The organism is Streptomyces sp. NPDC006332, assembly GCF_040612855.1.
Taxonomy (GTDB): Bacteria; Actinomycetota; Actinomycetes; order Streptomycetales; family Streptomycetaceae; genus Streptomyces.
The window spans coordinates 192930-209718 of record NZ_JBEXRA010000009.1 but is presented as its reverse complement, the minus strand read 5'-3'; the positions used below and the strand labels follow the sequence as shown (position 1 = coordinate 209718).

16 protein-coding genes are annotated in these 16789 nt (G+C 72.1%); 9 read left to right on the top strand and 7 right to left on the bottom strand.

Annotated features, from left to right (window positions below; translation table 11 throughout):
* Positions 1-80 precede the first annotated feature (80 nt).
* Positions 81-1916: a glycoside hydrolase family 15 protein gene (locus ABZ027_RS11595; RefSeq protein ID WP_356766876.1), complete on the bottom strand. Its 1836-nt coding sequence runs from the start codon at positions 1914-1916 to the stop codon at positions 81-83.
* A gap of 426 nt (positions 1917-2342) precedes the next feature.
* Here ABZ027_RS11595 and ABZ027_RS11590 point away from each other — a divergent pair, with 426 nt between their 5' ends.
* Positions 2343-3224, top strand: a complete 882-nt coding sequence (locus ABZ027_RS11590; RefSeq protein ID WP_356766874.1) for an SIS domain-containing protein — start codon at positions 2343-2345, stop codon at positions 3222-3224.
* Between the two features lie 92 nt (positions 3225-3316).
* Complete coding sequence (locus ABZ027_RS11585) at positions 3317-4213, top strand: ketose-bisphosphate aldolase (RefSeq protein ID WP_356766872.1); 897 nt, start codon at positions 3317-3319, stop codon at positions 4211-4213.
* Positions 4214-4246: 33 nt separating this feature from the next.
* On the opposite strand, the gene ABZ027_RS11580 is transcribed toward ABZ027_RS11585, so the two are convergent.
* Complete coding sequence (locus ABZ027_RS11580) at positions 4247-5380, bottom strand: methyltransferase (protein WP_356766870.1); 1134 nt, start codon at positions 5378-5380, stop codon at positions 4247-4249.
* Between the two features lie 68 nt (positions 5381-5448).
* Between ABZ027_RS11580 and ABZ027_RS11575 the strand changes: the two genes are divergently transcribed.
* The 3 genes from ABZ027_RS11575 (at position 5449) to ABZ027_RS11565 (ending at position 7908) form a co-directional block, all read left to right on the top strand.
* Positions 5449-6099 carry an alpha-ketoglutarate-dependent dioxygenase AlkB gene (locus tag ABZ027_RS11575; protein ID WP_356766868.1) on the top strand — a complete coding sequence of 217 codons (651 nt, stop codon included), beginning with the start codon at positions 5449-5451 and terminating at the stop codon, positions 6097-6099.
* A 36-nt stretch (positions 6100-6135) separates the two neighbouring features.
* Entirely contained in the window at positions 6136-7374 is a 1239-nt protein-coding gene (locus ABZ027_RS11570; protein WP_356766866.1) for an ROK family protein, read from the top strand.
* A gap of 66 nt (positions 7375-7440) precedes the next feature.
* Positions 7441-7908 (top strand): RpiB/LacA/LacB family sugar-phosphate isomerase, encoded by a 468-nt coding sequence (locus ABZ027_RS11565; RefSeq protein ID WP_356766864.1) that lies wholly within the window; start codon positions 7441-7443, stop codon positions 7906-7908.
* Positions 7909-7972: 64 nt separating this feature from the next.
* Here ABZ027_RS11565 and ABZ027_RS11560 read toward each other — a convergent pair whose 3' ends face one another.
* The 3 genes from ABZ027_RS11560 to ABZ027_RS11550 are packed head-to-tail and all read right to left on the bottom strand — an operon-like array spanning position 7973 to position 10052.
* On the bottom strand, positions 7973-8881 hold the full coding sequence (locus ABZ027_RS11560; protein ID WP_356766862.1) for a phosphotriesterase: 909 nt from the start codon (positions 8879-8881) through the stop codon (positions 7973-7975).
* Positions 8878-9462, bottom strand: a complete 585-nt coding sequence (locus tag ABZ027_RS11555; RefSeq protein WP_356766860.1) for a DUF4865 family protein — start codon at positions 9460-9462, stop codon at positions 8878-8880. Before ABZ027_RS11555 ends, ABZ027_RS11560 begins: the two co-directional genes overlap by 4 nt.
* A gap of 14 nt (positions 9463-9476) precedes the next feature.
* Entirely contained in the window at positions 9477-10052 is a 576-nt protein-coding gene (locus tag ABZ027_RS11550; RefSeq protein ID WP_356766858.1) for a TetR/AcrR family transcriptional regulator, read from the bottom strand.
* Positions 10053-10232: 180 nt separating this feature from the next.
* On the opposite strand from ABZ027_RS11550, the gene ABZ027_RS11545 reads away from it, so the two are divergent.
* The 3 genes from ABZ027_RS11545 to ABZ027_RS11535 are packed head-to-tail and all read left to right on the top strand — an operon-like array spanning position 10233 to position 13836.
* A complete protein-coding gene (locus tag ABZ027_RS11545; RefSeq protein WP_356766856.1) occupies positions 10233-10523 on the top strand; it encodes an SHOCT domain-containing protein in 291 nt (96 codons plus the stop codon).
* Complete coding sequence (locus ABZ027_RS11540) at positions 10520-11278, top strand: ABC transporter ATP-binding protein (RefSeq protein WP_356766854.1); 759 nt, start codon at positions 10520-10522, stop codon at positions 11276-11278. Before ABZ027_RS11545 ends, ABZ027_RS11540 begins: the two co-directional genes overlap by 4 nt.
* Positions 11275-13836 carry an ABC transporter permease gene (locus ABZ027_RS11535; RefSeq protein ID WP_356766852.1) on the top strand — a complete coding sequence of 854 codons (2562 nt, stop codon included), beginning with the start codon at positions 11275-11277 and terminating at the stop codon, positions 13834-13836. Before ABZ027_RS11540 ends, ABZ027_RS11535 begins: the two co-directional genes overlap by 4 nt.
* Before the next feature lie 413 nt (positions 13837-14249).
* Here the strand turns inward: ABZ027_RS11535 and ABZ027_RS11530 are convergent, their stop codons facing one another.
* A complete protein-coding gene (locus ABZ027_RS11530; RefSeq protein WP_356766850.1) occupies positions 14250-14798 on the bottom strand; it encodes an ATP-binding protein in 549 nt (182 codons plus the stop codon).
* 187 nt (positions 14799-14985) lie between these two features.
* A complete protein-coding gene (locus ABZ027_RS11525) occupies positions 14986-15309 on the bottom strand; it encodes a hypothetical protein (protein ID WP_356766848.1) in 324 nt (107 codons plus the stop codon).
* Positions 15310-15652: 343 nt separating this feature from the next.
* Between ABZ027_RS11525 and ABZ027_RS11520 the strand changes: the two genes are divergently transcribed.
* A complete protein-coding gene (locus tag ABZ027_RS11520; protein ID WP_356766846.1) occupies positions 15653-16774 on the top strand; it encodes a PLP-dependent cysteine synthase family protein in 1122 nt (373 codons plus the stop codon).
* Positions 16775-16789: the final 15 nt, after the last annotated feature.

Genomic DNA, 16789 nt, shown 5'->3' with positions numbered 1-16789 from the left:
ACCGTTCCGCCTGGGGCTGATGCGGGGGCCCGGTCGGCCCCGACCCCCCCCGCACCACCACCGCGGCCGCCCCGGCCAGTTCAGCCGAGCGCGCGATCCAGGTTGAAGGCGGCACTGATCAGGGCGAGGTGGGTGAACGCCTGCGGGAAGTTGCCCTGCTGCTCGCCGGTGTGGCTGATCTCCTCGGCGTACAGACCGAGATGGTTGGCGTAGGTGAGCATCTTCTCGAAGGCAAGCCGCGCCTCGTCGATCCGCCCGGCGTGCACCATGGCCTCGACGTACCAGAAGGAACAGATGGAGAACGTGCCCTCGTCGCCGCGCAGCCCGTCGGGACTCGCCTGCGGGTCGTAGCGGTAGACCAGCGAGTCGGACACGAGTTCCTGGGTGAGGGCGTCCAGCGTGGACAGCCACTTGGGGTCGGTGGGCGCGATGAACTTCGTCAGCGGCATCATCAGCACCGCCGCGTCGAGCACGTCACCGTCCTCGTGCTGCACGAACGCCTGACGGGTCTCGGACCAGCCCCGGCTCATGATCCGCCGGTAGATGGCGTCGCGGGACTCCCGCCAGCGGTTCAGATCGGCGGGCAGACCCCGCCGGTTGGCCATGCGGATGCCCCGCTCGATCGCCACCCAGCACATCAGCCGCGAGTACAGGAAGTTCTTGCGGCCGCCGCGGGTCTCCCAGATGCCCTCGTCCGGCTGGTCCCAGTTGTCGCACACCCAGTCCACCAGCGCGCACACGTCGTCCCACTGATCGCTGGAGATCGGCTTGGCCCACTTGTCGTAGAGGTAGATCGAGTCGATCAGCGCGCCGTAGATGTCCAGTTGGAGCTGCTCGGCGGCGGCGTTGCCGATCCGCACCGGCGCCGAGGCCTGGTGCCCCTCCAGATGGTCGAGTTCGCGCTCCGTCAGATCCGTACGGCCGTCGATGCCGTACATGATCTGCAGCGGACCCGAGGGTTTGCCGTCGCCCGGACTGACGTGCCGGGTCACGAAGTTCATGAACGCCTCGGCCTCGCCGGTGAACCCCAGCCGCAGCAGCGCGTACACGCAGAACGCGGCGTCCCGCACCCACACGTACCGGTAGTCCCAGTTGCGCTCCCCGCCGATCTGCTCCGGCAGACTCGTGGTGGGCGCCGCCACGATCGCGCCCGTCGGCGCGTACGTCAGCAGTTTCAGCGTGAGGGCCGAGCGGTGCACCATCTCCCGCCAGCGGCCACGGTACTTGGACGCGGACAGCCACTTCCGCCAGTACGCCACCGTGGTGGTGAACTGTTCCTCGGCCTCCGTCCGCGCGCACCGGCGCGGCGCGACCTCGCCGCCCACCTGGTCCAGCGCGAACACCGCCGACTCGCCCTCGGCCAGCTTGAAGTCGGCGCGCGCGTCCAGGCCGTCGGCCTCCAGCGGCACGGTCGCGGTCAGCCCGAGCGAGAGCTTCGCGGACTCGAACACCGCGACGTCGCCGGCCATCCGCACGGTGTGCGGCTCGGCGCCGTAGTCGAAGCGCGGTGCCACCCGGGTGCGGAACGGGATCGACCCGCGCACGCACAGCACCCGGCGGATCAGCCGGTGGCGTTCGGTCTCCACCGAGCCGCCGCCGACCGGCATGAAGTCCTGTACCTCGCCGACGCCGTCCTCGGTGAAGAACCGGGTGATCAGCACGTTGGTGTCGGGGAAGTAGAACTGCTTGGTGGTGGCAGGCACGGTCGCCGCCAGCTCGAAGCGGCCCCCCTTGTCCGCGTCCAGGATGGACGCGAAGACGCTCGGAGCGTCGAAGGAGGGGCAGCAGTACCAGTCGATCGTCCCGTCGGTGCCCACCAGGGCCACGCTGCGCAGATCGCCGATCAGTCCGTGTTCGGCGATCGGCAGATACCGTCCGCCCCCGGACACGTGCTGTGCGGTCGGTTGTCCATCCATCGCAGCCTCCATGCCCGGCACGCCCCTCGGCCTCAGCCTCAGCTTAGGCGGCCGGGGGCAGCGCGGGGCCGGTAACAGCACTGGACCGCGACCAACCGCCTTCCCGTCTTCCCGGACAGGCACCAGGTCCGGATCCGCCGTCGTGCCGGTGACCTGCGTGTGAACCGTGTCGTCCGCGCGGATCCGGGCGAAGGCCCGGCGGCCCGGGGTGCCCGAGTCGGCGGCGACGATCACTCTCCCGGGTTTGCCCGCACAGCGGCCGGTTGACCGCGACCTGCCTCGTGCTCAGGCAGTGCCCCCTCGACCGCTCCCGTCCCGGCGACTCTGGTGCACTCGTCTCGGCCGTGTGCTTGATTATGCTTGAAACGTGGCTATATCTTGCAAGAACAATCAAAGCGGTGGATCGAAGCGGTGGAGAGGTACGGCATGACCGATGTCGAGGACGAGCTGACGAGCCAGCCCGAGTGCTGGGCACGGGCAGCGGCCGAGGCGCCCGAACACCGCGGGATGCTCCCGGCGCCGGGGGAGCGGGTCGCGCTCGTCGGGTGCGGCACCTCGTACTTCATGGCCCAGTCCGTCGCCGCGTTGCGCGAGACGTCCGGGCAGGGCGAGACGGACGCCTTCGCCGCGTCCGAGTTCCCGCACGGCCGCTCCTACGACCGGGTGGTCGCCCTCACCCGCTCCGGCACCACCACCGAAGTTCTCGAACTCCTGCGGGAGTTGAAGGGACGCTCGCGAACGACCGCGATCACCGCGGACCCGCACACGCCCGTCGTGAGGGCCGCCGACGACCTCGTCGTCCTCGACTTCGCCGACGAGCGCTCGGTCGTCCAGACCCGGTTCGCCACCACTGCCCTGACCCTGCTCCGGGCCCACCTCGGCCTGCACACCGACACCGTCGTCACCGACGCCCGCACCGCGCTCACCACCCCGCTGCCCGAAGGGCTCGTCGAGGCCACGCAGTTCACCTTCCTGGGGCGCGGCTGGACCGTGGGCCTCGCGAACGAGGCGGGGCTGAAGATGCGCGAGGCCTGCCTCGCCTGGACCGAGGCGTACCCGGCGATGGAGTACCGGCACGGCCCCATCAGCGTCACCACCCACGGCACCGCCACCTGGATGCTCGGCGAGGCGCCGGACGGGCTGGCCGAGCAGGTGCGGGCGACCGGCGGATCATGGGTGGCGGGCGGCCTGGACCCGCTCGCCGAACTGGTCCGCGTCCAACGTCTCGCCGTGGCGGTCGCCGCGGCCCGCGGCCTGGACCCCGACCGGCCGCGCCACCTCACCCGCTCGGTGATCCTCGCCCCCTGAATCCGCTGAAACCCCAGAAGCCCCTGAAACCCCCGAAGTGCCGGGAGTCCCCGGGGAGCCCCGAACCACGGAAGACCAGGGAAGGACCAGCCGTGCCCCTCGCGACCACCGGCGAACTCGTCACCCGCGCCGCCGCGGCCCACTCCGCCGTCGCCGCCTTCAACGTCATCACCCTCGAACACGTCGAGGCGGTCGTCGCCGGCGCCGAATCGGTAACCAGCCCCGTCGTCCTCCAGGTCAGCGAGAACGCGGTCAAGTTCCGTTACGGGCGCCTGCTCCCGCTCGCCCGCGCCGCCGTCGCCGCGGCCGAACGCGCCGCCGTGCCCGTCGCGTTGCACCTCGACCACGTCCAGAGCGACGACCTGCTGCGCCAGGCCCCCGGCGCCGGATTCAGCTCCGTCATGTACGACGCCTCCCGGCTGCCCTACGCCGACAACCTCGCCGCGACCAGAGCCGCCGCCGACTGGGCGCACGCTCAAGGACTGTGGATCGAGGCCGAGTTGGGGCAGGTCGGCGGCAAGACCGGACCGGACGGCAGGGCGAACCCCGGCGCGGCCCCGCTGGACGCCCACGCGCCCGGCGCCCGTACCGACCCCGCCGAGGCCCGCGCCTTCGTCGCGGAGTCCGGCGTGGACGCGCTCGCCGTCGCCGTCGGCAGCTCGCACGCCATGACCACCCGCACCGCCGCCCTCGACCACACCCTCATCGAGCGGCTGGCCACGGCGCTGGACGTGCCCCTCGTACTGCACGGCTCGTCCGGGCTGCCGGACGACGAACTGACCGCGGCCGTGGCGGGCGGTATCGCCAAGGTGAACGTCGGCACCGCCCTCAACATCGCCATGACCGGCGCGATCCGGACCTTCCTCGCCGCCCACCCCGAGGCGGTGGACTCGCGCTCCTACCTCACCGTGGGACGCGAGGCGATGGTGGGCACGGTCGCGGAGATCATCCGCACACTGGGCCGACGGGAGGCTCCCGCTGCCCGGTGACGACGCCGAAACCGCCCTCTCACGAGGGCCCGGCTACCGCTTGACGGCCTTCAGCACCACGAACTTCGGGTCGCTGGCGACGAGCCGGCTGTTGCCGAACAGGCGGCGCAGCTTCACGTGATACCCGAGGTGCCGGTTGCCGATCACCCACAGTTCGCCGCCGGAACGCAGCGTCCGCTCGGCGTCGGAGAACATCCGCCACGCCGTCGCGTCCGTCGTCGCCTGGTGCGAGTGGAACGGGGGATTGTTGAGGACGAGGTCGACGCTCCCGGCAGGCACCCCCGCGAGCCCGTCCCCGACCCGGAATTCCGCGTGCCCAGGCGCGCCGTTCGCCTGGTACGTCGCCTCCGCCGAAGCCACCGCCTGGAAGGACTCGTCCACGAACAACACCTCGGCCTCGGCGTCGGCCAGCGCCACCGCCGTACCGACGACGCCGTTGCCGCATCCCAGGTCCACGACCCGGCGCAGACCCTTCGTGTCCGGCAGGTGCCGGAGCAGGAAGCGGGTGCCGATGTCGAGCCGGTCGGCGCAGAATACGCCCGCGTGATTGACGACCGTACGCCCCGACACCGCACCGATGCCGTCGGGAAGGGCGTAGCTGTACGGCCACGGTGTTCCGGCCCGTTCCCGCGTCGGCTCCGGCGTGCAGAAGACGAGCCGCGCCTTCTTCTCGGCGAGCGAGGTCCGGGTCGGTCCGAGGATCCGCTCGAACAGCCGGAGCGTCGACGTGTGGATCTCCTTCACCATGCCGGTGCCGACGACCACCGTGCCCTCGTGCACGGAGGGCGCCAGCCGCAGCAGCTGGTCCTCCAGGAGCGCCAGGCTCTTCGGCACCCGCACCAGCAGGACGTCGACCCGGGCGGGCGGGGTGTCCCGCGTGGTCAGCAGCTCCACCGAACCCGCCTCGACACCGCGGCGCGCGAGGTTGGCCCGGGTCGCCTCCCGAGTGAGGAACGAGTCGGTGATCTGCGCCGGACGGTGCGCCGCGAGTGCCGTGACCAGCGCGCCCCAGCGATCCCCGACCACCACGACCGTGCCGGACAGGGGAATCCGCTCGTCCGCGAGATGTCGCAGCAGGTACTCGTCGGAGGCGTCCCAGGCACGCAGCCGGTCACGGGGGTCGTCGGGGAAACGGGACAGCTGGAACTCGCCCCAGGGCGTCGTCATACGGTCGTTCATCGTGCGTCAAGGCTAGCCGAGCCGCAGCTCAGGGCTTGTCGGGCAGGATGGAGAGTATGGACACCGAGCTGTTCCCCAGGTCCCGTACGCGGATCGCGCCCGGCGCCGTGCACGTGCCGGACTGGCTGGGCCCGGACCGGCAGCGCGAGCTGGTGGCGGCCTGCCGGGAGTGGGCCCGCCCACCGGCCGGACTGCGCACGGTCCACACCCCCGGCGGCGGCACGATGACCGCCCGCCAGGTCTGCCTGGGATGGCACTGGTATCCGTACGCCTACGCCCGCACCGTCGTCGACGGTGACGGCGCGCAGGTCAAGCCGTTCCCCGACTGGCTGGGAGAGCTGGGCCGCCGTGCGGTGACCGACGCGCTCGGCGGTGCGGAGGTCCCGACCGCCGCGTACGACATCGCGTTGATCAACTTCTACGACGGGGACGCCCGCATGGGCATGCACCGCGACAGCGACGAGAAGTCGCCCGCCCCGGTGGTGTCGCTGAGCCTCGGCGACACCTGCGTCTTCCGCTTCGGCAACACCGAGACCCGCACCCGCCCGTACACCGATGTCGAACTGCGCAGCGGCGACCTGTTCGTCTTCGGCGGCCCGTCCCGGCTCGCCCATCACGGGGTGCCCCGGGTGCACCCGGGCAGCGCGCCGCCCGAGTTGGGACTCACCGGACGGTTGAACATCACGCTCCGGGTCAGCGGTCTGTAGGCCGCCACACATGCGGATCATGGGAGACTCGCCCTCATGAGCGGGAAGGCGGACCCCCGGGCGGCGGGGGAAGGAACCACCTCGAGGACGCGGTTGGACCGGGGACGCGGTGCGCTCGGACCGGCCCTGGAGCTGGTGCACACCGGACGCGCGCCGACCCGCGCCGTACTCACCGCCGAACTCGGGGTGACCCGGGCCACGGCCGGTGCGGTCGCCGCCGAACTGGAGGCGCTCGGGCTGATCCGGGTGGACGCCAGGCCCGGCGCCGCGGCCGGTTCGCAGGGGCGGCCCTCGCACCGGCTCGCCGTCGCCGAGGACGGGCCCGTGGTCCTCGCCGCGCAGGTGCACGCCGACGGGTTCCGGGCGGCCCTGGTCGGTCTGGGCGGCCGTCTCGTCGCCACCGCACCCGGCTGCGAGACCGTGGACGCCGACCCCGCGAAGGTACTCGCTTCCGTGGTCGACGCCGGCGCCGAACTGCTGCGCACCACCGGACGCAGATGCGTCGGCGCCGGCCTCGCCGTGCCGTCCGCCGTCGCCGAGCCGGAGGGCCTGGCACTCAACCCCCTGCACCTGGCCTGGCCCGTCGGCGCGCCCGTACGCCGGATCTTCGAGGAGTGCGTGCACGCGGCCGGCATCACCCCTCCCGCATTCGCGGGCAACGACGTCAACCTCGCCGCGCTCGCCGAGCACCGGCACGGCGCCGGGCGCGGCGCCCGGGACCTGCTGTGCGTGGCCACCGGGCACCGGGGCGTGGGCGGCGCGCTGGTGCTCGACGGACGTCTGCACACCGGGAGTTCCGGCCTGGCACTGGAGGTGGGTCACCTCACCGTCCATCCCGAGGGCCGCCTGTGCCACTGCGGCAGCCGCGGCTGCCTCGACGTCGAGGCCGACCCGCTGGCCTTCCTCACCGCCGCCGGACGCGACCCGGGACCCGAGGTCTCCCTGCTCCAGCAGGCCAACGACCTGATCCGCGGCCACTACGACGACCCGTCCGTCCGTACCGCCACCGAGGCGCTCATCGACCGGCTCGGCCTCGGCCTCGCGGGACTGGTGAACATCCTCAACCCGGACCGCATCATCCTCGGCGGCCTCCACCGCACCCTTCTGGAGGCGGACCCGGACCGGCTGCGCGCGGTCGTCGCCGACCGCAGCCTGTGGGGGCAGAGCGGCGGCGTCCCCATCCTGCCCTGCACCCTCGACCACAACAGCCTGGTCGGCGCGGCGGAGCTGGCCTGGCAGCCGGTGCTGGACGATCCACTGGGCGCGCTGACCTGACCGCCCGCTCCGGCCTCCTCGGCCGCCTCCAGGATCCGGGTCCGCCGCCCCGAGTAGGCTCGGAGCATGCGGATCTCCGTCTCCTCGGACATGGACGAACCTGTCGCGCGCAGCCTCGTGGCACAGCTGCGCACCCGCGGCCACGACGTGGTCACGCACGGTGCGCTGAACCCGGGCGACGATCCCCGGTGGGCCGTCTGCTCGGAGAGCGCGGCCCGTGAGGTCGCCGCCGGGACCGCCGACCAGGCCGTCGTGTGCTGCTGGACCGGCACCGGTGCCTCGATCGCCGCGAACAAGGTGCCCGGCGTACGCGCGGCCCTGTGCACGGACGCCTACACGGCCGACGGCGCCCGCCGCTGGAACGACGCCAACGTCCTCGCCCTCAGTCTGCGGCTCACCTCCGAGCCCCTCCTGCAGGAGATCCTCGACGCCTGGTTCGCCGCCGAGGCCGGCCAGGACGCCGACGACCGGGAGAACGTGGCGCACATCGAGGGCATGGACCTCGGCGGGGCCGGCCACGGCGGGGTTCGCTGACGGTCCGGCCGGCCGTCCGCCAGGGGGCCGGGCGGCTTTGGCGACCGGTCGTGGCTGTTCCTGGTCAGCGCCACTCCACGCCGAAGGCTCGGCCGGGGTTCTGCGTGAGGATCCGCCGCACCAGTTCCTCGCCCAGCGCGAGGGCGAGGCGGGGGCGTATCCGACGCAGCAGGTACGGCATGCCCGGGCCACCGTTCGCCGCGCGGGCCGCCGCGGTCGTGGTGTCGCCGCCGAGGAGCAGCCGGTCCCCGTGGCCCGCGTCGGCGAGCGCCCGCACGGCGTCCGGCATGCGCCAGTCCGTGGCGTGGTTCGCCCGGGACGGTCCGTCGAAGGCGAGATAGCAGCCCGACCCGGCGGCCTGCCGGTGCAACTCGGCATCGGGGGAGCGGTTGAGGTGACCGAGGATCACTCGCTCCGGTGGTACCTCCAACTCGCCGCACAGCAGGTCCAGTACGTCCAGGGCGCCGGTGCCGAGCTCCAGGTGGACGGCGATGGGCGCTCCGGTGGCGTGGTGGGCCTCGGCCGCCGCGCCCATGGTCCAGCGGGCGTGCGCGTCGAGGGCGTGGAAGCCGCCCGCGACCTTGATCAGCCCCGCGCGGACCCCGGAGGTGCCGATGCCGTCCGTCAGTTCGGAGACGAACACCTCGGCGAGCCCACCGCGCAGTTCCTGGAGGACCCCGTCGTCGTAGTGCGCGGCCTGGTGCAGTCCCGTCGCGGCCACCACGTGCACCCCGGTCTCCCGGGACAGTGCTGGCAGATCGGCGGCTCGCCGGCCCAGTCCGTACGGCGTCCACTGCGCCACGGTGCCGCCGCCCAACTCGCGGAACGCGGTGAGCTCGGCGCGCGCCGCGGGCACGCTGCGCAGTTCCTGGCCGGGCAGTTGAGGGCTGCCGAAGAACAGGTGGTCGTGCGCGTCGCACACCCCCAGGTCGTCGGGGAGGACGTCACCGAGCACCGTACGGACCGCGCTCACCACTGGCGTCCCCGCCGCATCCGGTCACGCCCCGGCGCCGACATGTGCAGCACCCGGAACACGTCTCCCTCGGCCCCCGGCGTGTGGTGCTCCCAGAGTGAGAAACGGACCAGCTCCCAGCGTCCGGTGTCCACGGCGGTCGCCGCGAGCACCGCGCCGTCCGCCCCGGCCAGCCGTTCCGTCTCCCGTACGGCCTCGTCCATCACGGCCGCCAAGTCCACGCCGTCGGGGACGGGTTGGCGCTGTCGCACCGCCGCCCGCGCGGGGGCACGGGCGGCGCCGCCCTCCTCGTACGCCACCCCTGTCCACTGGCGCACCGAGGGCCGCCCGAAGTCGTCGCTGAGCCGTTGGAAGGCGCCTTGCCAGAGGAAGGAGTTCATGCCCTGCACGCTGTTCCACAGGTAGAACGGCGCGTACTGGTTGACGGGCGAACCGTCCACGCCGCGCTCGCGCAGCAGATAGGTCTTCACACCGAGGCCCTCCCAGTCGTCGAGCAGATGCCCGACGCGCCGGACACGCTCGCGGATCACCTCGGTGTCGTAGTCGGCGGGCAGGGTGAGTTCGTACTGCATGGCCTGCATGGCGTGGAACTCCTTTACCGGGTACGGGTGTTGCCCTGTGGGGAGAGGAGCGAGAGCAGGCCCCGCACGCCCGCGTCGAAAGCGGCGGGCGAACCGGACGCGCGGGCGAGGACGTAGCCGCCCTGGACGGTGGCGAGGACGGCCGCGGCGATCTCCTCGCCGTCCAGCGAGGGCGCGAACTGGCCCAGCTCCTTCCCCTCCTCGACGATCCCGGCGATCCGCTCGCGGATCCGGTCCAGCACCTCGTCGACCGGCGCCCGCAACTCCTCGCTGGTGACGATGTCCGGATCCATCGTCAGCCGCCCGATCGGACATCCGCGCAGCACATCGCGCTCGCGCAGCAGGTAGGCCTCGATCCGCTCGTACGGCGTGCCCGGCCCGCCGAGGGCTCCCTCCGCGGTGGCCCCCAACTCCTCGGCCGTGCGCCGGATCGCGGCCAGGGCGAGATCGGGCTTGCCCTTGAAGTGGTGGTACATGCTGCCCTGTCCGGCACCCGCTCGCTCCAGGATGGCCTTGGGGCTGGTGCCCACGTAGCCCCGCTCCCACAGCAGCTCACGGGTGGACTCGATCAGTCGGTCCGAAGTGCTCATGCGCCGACTGTACATACTAGTAGTTACAGAAGTCGAGTCCCTGCGGACGGCTCCGCGTACTCCCCGGGAGGTACGCGCACTGTCGCCGGCCGTACGACGACCCGGCCCCCTCCCCGGCGGCAGTCTCGAGACATCAGCGCAATACCTCACCGAAAGACCTCACCGAGGAGATGACCCGAGATGCAGACCCTGGCGAACTGGGACGGCGGACCCGGCCCGTGGATCCTGTTCTTCCCGCTGATCTGGGCGGCCGTCGTGATCGGCGTCGTCACCGTCCTGCGCCGCACCGTCTGGCGCCGCCGCCGTGGACCGTGGCGCGCGATGACCGACACCGGCCCCTCCGGCGACTCACCGATCGCGATGCTCGGCCGCCGCTTCGCCTCCGGCGAGATCGACGAGGACGAGTACTGGCGCCGACTGTCGGTCCTGGACGAGCAGTTCGGCCGTACCGGCAAGGGTGGCGCGGCATGACCGCCACGACGATCACGACCGGCACGCGGCCGGCCGCCCGGGTCGTCGACGCCGTGAAGGTGTACGGCGACGGCGACACCGGAGTGAGGGCCCTGGACGGGGTGAGCGTCGACTTCCCGGCCGGCCGCTTCACCGCGATCATGGGGCCCTCGGGCTCCGGCAAGTCCACCCTGATGCACTGCGCGGCCGGCCTCGACACGCTCACCTCGGGCTCCGCCCACATCGGCGACACCGAGCTGGGCACCCTCGACGACCGTCGCCTCACCCTGCTGCGGCGCGACCGCGTGGGCTTCGTGTTCCAGGCGTTCAACCTGGTGCCGACGCTGACCGCCGCCGAGAACATCACCCTGCCGCTGGACCTCGCGGGCGGCAGGGGCGACCCGGAGTGGATCGACGCGCTCGTGGACGCCGTCGGCCTGCGCGAGCGGCTCCACCACCGGCCCGCCGAACTCTCCGGTGGCCAGCAGCAACGCGTCGCCGTGGCCCGCGCGTTCGCCGGCCGGCCGGACGTCGTCTTCGCCGACGAACCGACCGGCAACCTCGACTCCCTCTCGGGTGAGGAGGTCCTCGGCCTCCTCGGTGACGCCGCGCGCCGGACGGCCCGCACGGTCGTCATGGTCACCCATGACCCGGTCGCCGCCGCCCATGCCGACGAGGTCGTCTTCCTCGCCGACGGGCGCCTGGTCGACCGCCTGGAATCCCCGACCGCCGACAAGGTGCTGGACCGCATGAAAGCCTTCGAGGTGCCCTCATGAACGCCGCCGTACGTCTGAGCGTGTCCTCCCTGCGCGGCCACAAGCGGCGCTTCGCGGGAACGTTCCTCGCGGTCTTCCTCGGCGTGGCCTTCCTCGCCGGAACGCTCGTCATGGGCGACACGTTGCGCGCGGCCTTCGACACCATGTTCGGCAACGCGACCGGCGGCACCGACGCGGTGGTCCGCAGCGCCGACGACATCACCACCCCCGGGGAGAGCCAGGGCGTACGGCAGCCCGTCGCCACGGACCTCGCGGACACAGTCGGGAAGGTCCCGGGCGTCGCGGCCGCCGCGCCCGACATCCAGGGCGCCGGCCAGCTCGTGGGCGCGAACGGCAAGCCCATAGGCGGCCAGGGCCCGCCCACCCGCGCCGGCAACTGGATCACCGACCCGGAGCTCAACCCGTACCGGCTCGCCGAGGGCCGCGCTCCGGCCAGGTCCGGCGAGGTCGTCGTCAACCGCGGCACCGCGGACAAGGGCCACCTGAGGATCGGCGACACGACCACCCTGCGGACCCCCGACCCCGTCAAGGTGACCATCGTCGGCCTCGCGACCTTCGGTGGCGAGGACGGCATGGCCCAGGTGACCTTCACCGGCATGACCCGGGCCGACGCGGAGAAGTACCTCACGGCCAGGCCCGGCGAGGCGGCGAGCATCCTGGTACGCGGCGACCCCGGCGTCAGCCAGCGGGAACTCGTCGACCGGTTGACCTCCGTGCTGCCCAAGGGGGTCGAGGCCATCACCGGTCAGGAGTCCGCCGAGGAGAACACCGAAATGATCGCCAGCCGGTTCCTCACCGTCTTCACCGCTCTCCTGCTCGTGTTCTCCGGCGTCGCCCTGCTGGTGGCGACCTGCTCCATCCACAACACCTTCGCGATCGTCGTCGCCCAACGCACGCGGGAGAACGCCCTGTTGCGTGCCCTCGGCGCCGCACGCCGACAGGTCACCGCAGCCACCCTCGTCGAGGCGAGCGTTGTGGCCGTGGTCGGGTCGGCCGTGGGTCTGGCGGGCGGCATCGGCATCGCGGCCGGACTGCAGGCGCTGTTCCCGGCCATCGGATTCCCCTTCCCCGAGGGGGACTTGGTGATCAGCTCCGTGTCGATGGCCTTGCCCCTCGCGGTCGGCGTCGTGGTCTGTCTGGGGTCCGCCCTGCTGCCCGCCGTGCGAGCCGGCCGTACCGCGCCGCTGGCCGCCCTGCGCGAGACCGCGGTCGACACCTCCGGGGCCTCCCGCGTCCGTGCCGTCACCGGCATGGGCCTGGCCGCCCTCGCGGTCGCCGTCACCCTCACCGGCGTCCTGGTGTCGCCGTCCCTCTGGCTGGCGGGAACCGGCGCCGTCCTGGCCCTGACCTCGTTCGTGGTACTCGGCCCGGTCGCCTCCACCACCGTCGTACGCGTCCTCGGCGGCCCCCTCGACAAGGTGCGGGGCGTCACCGGCGGGCTTGCCCGGCGCAACGCCCTCCGCAGCCCCAGGCGGACGGCGGCCACCGCCGGCGCGCTCATGATCGGCGTGGCCGTGGTGTCGCTGTTCACGGTGTTCGGCGCGTCGCTGAAGGCGACCATGGACCAGACCGTGTCCCGGTCGTTCGCCGGTGACGTCGCCGTCAGCACCCCGTCGTTCGGCGCGGGCGGCAGCGGTCTCAGCCCCCGGCTCGCCGGAGCGGTCCAGCGGTTGCCCGAGGTGGACACGGCCGTAGGACTCGGCCGCGGGGTCGCCGAAGTAGACGGAAGGGGACAGGCGTTGACCGTCACCGACCCCCTCGCGCTGGAGCGCACCTTCGACCTCGGCTCGATCGACGGCTCGTTGCGCGGCCTCGGCACGGACGGCATCGCCCTCACCGGGAGCGAGGCCGACAAACTGGGCCTGAGGACCGGCGACAAGACCGACCTCACCTTCACCGATGGCACGAAGGAGACCTTCACCGTCCGGGCGGTCTACGGCCGGTCCGAACTCGCGGGCGAGTACGTCATCACCCGCGCCGCATGGGCCCCGCACCGCATCCAGGACTCCGACACCCTCCTCGCCGTCACCTTCAAGGACGGCGTGAGCGCTGACGCGGGCAAGGCCGCCGTGCAGAAGGTCGCCGACCAGTACGGCAACCCCGACGTGCAGACCCGCGACGAGTACGCGCGGTCCTCGGCCGGAGGCATCGACATGATGCTGACCCTCGTCTACGCGCTGCTCGCCCTCGCGGTGCTCATCGCGCTCCTCGGCATCGCCAACACCCTGACGTTGGCGATCCACGAGCGCACCCGTGAACTGGGCCTCCTGCGGGCCGTCGGCCAGACCCGGTCCCAACTTCGCGCCATGGTCCGCTGGGAGTCGGTCCTGGTGGCCGCCTTCGGTACGGTCGGCGGGCTCACCCTGGGCACCTTCCTCGGGTGGGTGCTGGTCAAGGCCTCGGACGGTACGAGCGACAGCGCCTTCGCCTTCGCGGTGTCACCGCTGCGACTCGGCGTGGTGGCGCTGATCGGCGTCACGACCGGCGCCCTCGCGGGCCTGCGCCCGGCCCGGCGCGCGGCTCACCTGGACGTGCTGCGAGCCATCGCCACGGAGTGAGACACGGCAGGCGGGCAGCCAGTGCCGGCGCTGCCCGACGGCCGATTCCGTCGCCACGGAGTGAGACACGGCAGGCGGGCAGCCAGTGCCGGCGCTGCCCGACAACCGATTCCGTCGCCACGGAGTGAAGCCACGGCAGGCGGACAGCCACTTCCAGGGTGCCCGTACGGCCAATTCCGTGTGGCTGGCCGCGACTTACGCTCATGGAGCGGCCGTCCGCGCCCGACGCGCGGTGGCCCGGCCCGAGGTACCTGGTGGGCGGTCGCCGAGCCGGCCGGGCGGCCCACGGCGATCAGCTCCATGCCGCCGCCCGCTCCGGGGGGCGGGGGGCGCGGCCCCTCCGCGCGGCCCCCCTCCGGAGGGATCAGTGCAAGCGAGCGCAGCGCCCCGCTGGCGCAGTGGTCACCGCCCGGTCAACCGGCAACGGCCGACCGGGCGGGAGCGTGTTCCGGCCTGCGCAGGTCGACCGGCTGCTCGGCCTCCGTGAAGCGGTGCGCGGGCTTCTCGACGACCTTGCGCCGCGGCGGACGCGCGGAATTCGCCCGTGCGGACGTCGATGTCGTCGTCGGCAGCGTGAACCACACGACCTTTCCGGACTCGCCGTCCGGCCGCACACCCCAGCTCTCGCTCACCGCGGCGACCATCGCGAGCCCACGCCCACACGTCGCGAGCGTGTCCGCGTCCTCGATGGATCCCACGACCGGCAGACGCGGGTCGTGGTCGCGCACCGAGACCTTGAGCCGGTCCAGCACCAGCTCGATCTCCACGGTGCACGTCTTGTCGGGTTTGGCATGCCGGTGGACGTTCGTCAACAACTCGGTCACACCGAGTGCCGCCCGGTCGATGAGCGGATCGAGATGCCAGTAGCGCAACTGCGCCGATACGATTCTGCGGACCTGGCCGATCCGCGACGGCAGGGCTTGGAGCTCCACCGTGCAGTGCCTGCTTGGGTGACTGATCACGGCTGCGACTCCCCGACGTAGAGGTCCGGAAGAACACGGAGTTCGGATCGATCCAGCAAGTGTCTGCGTGCCACAGCCGCCTGCTGTCGTGGCCGGCGGGGCTGGTTCGCAGCGTTGTCGCCGGTAAACCCAGAGTGACGTGAGACCAGCGTGACGTAAGGGGCGCGGTCCCGCAACTCATGGTGACTCAGCGGCTACGCCCCGCAGCCTTCCGTACGGCCTCGATGAAGCGGCGTGCCGCGGGTGGCCCCGGCTCGCCGGGAGCGGGATCGTGCTCGCGGAGAGTCAGCAGGTAGCGCTTGCCGTTGAGGTCCGCCAGGGCCCGGTCCTCCGGGGCGAACCAGGGCTTGGACGCGCGGACCGCCTGGACCGGCGCGCTGTCGATCTCACTGCCGTAACTGGTGAGCAACTCGAGCCTGCCGTCGCTGATCCGGACCTGTCCGGCCCGGGTGAGCGAGCGCAGCCACTTCCCGATCCGCACGCCCTTCGCCGTGAACTCAGGCTCCGCCATCCCGCCCCGCCCCCTCGTGCGTGTGGGCACCGACCCCCGCTCCCGCATGGGCCGTTGTCCTGTTCGCGTCGTGGTCCAGTGTGCGCCCCCGCTCGGGACCTTCGCCCCGTCGGGCAGTCTGCCCGCCCCCGCCGCCGAGCACCAGTGTGCACGGTCCCCTCGCCGCGAGTGTCCGGAGCACTCGCGTGAATGCGCCCCCAGGTCTGCGCTCCGTGCTCCCCCAGGGGTGCCTTTGAGGTGCTCAAAGGTGTGTTTATGCAGGTGGGAAGCGTGCGAGAGGTGTCTATGATCGGTGTGTCGGCCGCGCGACGCGCCGTCGGCGCGCAGCTTAAGGAGCCCCGCCGTGAGCACCCCCCAACAGACCCGGACCGGCGAAACCCTCGACGTCGACCACAGCGACGCCGCCTACCGCGACTGGCTGAAAGAAGCCGTCCGCAAGGTCCAGGCCGACGCCAACCGCTCGGCCGACACCCATCTGCTCCGTTTCCCGACGCCGGAGCGGTGGGGCATCGACCTTTACCTGAAAGACGAGTCGACCCACCCGACCGGCAGCCTCAAGCACCGGCTGGCCCGGTCGCTGTTCCTCTACGGTCTGTGCAATGGCTGGATCCGGCCGGGGCGCCCGGTGATCGAGGCGTCCAGCGGTTCGACGGCGGTGTCCGAGGCGTACTTCGCGAAGCTGATCGGCGTGCCCTTCATCGCCGTGATGCCGCGCACGACAAGCGCCGAGAAGATCCGCCTGATCGAGTTCCACGGCGGACGGTGCCACTTCGTGGACGACCCGCGCACAATGTACGAGGAGTCCGCCCGCCTCGCGGTGGAGACCGGCGGCCACTACATGGACCAGTTCACCTACGCGGAACGGGCCACGGACTGGCGCGGCAACAACAACATCGCCGAATCCATCTTCCGCCAACTCCGGCTGGAGCGGTTCCCGGAGCCCGCGTGGATCGTCGCCACGGCCGGAACCGGCGGCACCTCGGCGACCCTCGCGCGCTACGTCCACTACATGCAGCACGACACCCGGATCTGTGTCGCCGATCCGGAGAACTCGTGTTTCTTCGAGGGATGGACCACCGGCGATCCGGACGTCACGTGCGACTGCGGCTCCCGTATCGAGGGCATCGGCCGCCCCCGGATGGAGCCGAGCTTCGTGCCCGGCGCGATCGACCGCATGATGAAGGTCCCGGACGCCGCCAGCGTCGCCGCCGTACGGGCCCTGGAGCGGGCCATCGGCCGCAGGGCGGGCGGCTCGACCGGCACCGGGCTCTGGAGCGCGCTGAAGATCGTCGCCGAGATGGTGGCCGAGGGTCGGCAGGGGAGCGTGGTGACGCTGCTGTGCGACCCGGGCGACCGCTACCTGGACAAGTACTACTCCGACGCCTGGCTTGCCGAGCAGGGCCTGGACATCGCGCCGTACACCACGGCCATCACCTCGCTACTGGAGACAGGCGTCTGGCGCTAGGCGATGTCGGGGAAG